Consider the following 713-nt stretch of genomic DNA (forward strand, 5'->3'; position numbering starts at 1 on the left):
GTGGCGCGAACTTGGCGCGGTATAAGGGCAGTCCTACTGTCCTTGTGGAGACGGGTTCGAATCCGTCTGGCAGCACCTCCCTTGGCACTATATCGATCCGGGCAAACCGCAGCAGAACGCTTTCATTGAAAGCTTCAACGGCAGCCTGCGGGACGAATTGCTGAACGAGGAGATCTTCGACAGCCTGGACGACGCACGGAGAAAGCTGGCGCTCTGGCGCTACGACTACAATACGGACCGCCCGCATTCGTCCCTAACCAACCAGACGCCGCAGCAAGCGCGCCGGGCGCTTGAGCAATTTGAGGGCTCCGTGCCCGGCGCGCTTGCGCAAGACGATGAAGCCGAATACCCAAATCCAACCTGCAGACTCTCGTTATGAATGAGGGACCGGCAGGGGGCAGGTCAGACGGCATGAACTCGATTGGCTACGGGTCATCCTTTTCGCGTTGCTGGTTGGCAGAACAACTTTCCACGCAGGCGCCCGATCGCAAACCACATTTTATAAACGGCTATCTGCGAGAACAAAGTTCCGGATTTTCAACGCGAATTTCGAGCTGCAGAGTTCTTCACCACAATCGGCTCGAAGCCGACCAGCGGCACTGCAGCGAGTCTCTGGCGGCCGAGCATCCGGATAATTAGTCGGGTCTGAACAACGCCCAACGCTCTGAATTTATGTGAGAAATGTCTAATTTTGTTGGCTTTGGCCTGCAGGG

1 pseudogene is annotated in these 713 nt (G+C 56.7%); it reads left to right on the forward strand.

From position 1 onward, the window contains the following. Positions 1-82 precede the first annotated feature (82 nt). Positions 83-379: pseudogene (locus RXV88_RS23605) on the forward strand (integrase core domain-containing protein); the annotation flags it as partial. Between the last annotated feature and the right edge of the window lie 334 nt (positions 380-713).

Source organism: Aestuariicoccus sp. MJ-SS9 (genome assembly GCF_032586235.1).
In the GTDB taxonomy this organism is placed as follows: domain Bacteria; phylum Pseudomonadota; class Alphaproteobacteria; order Rhodobacterales; family Rhodobacteraceae; genus Aestuariicoccus.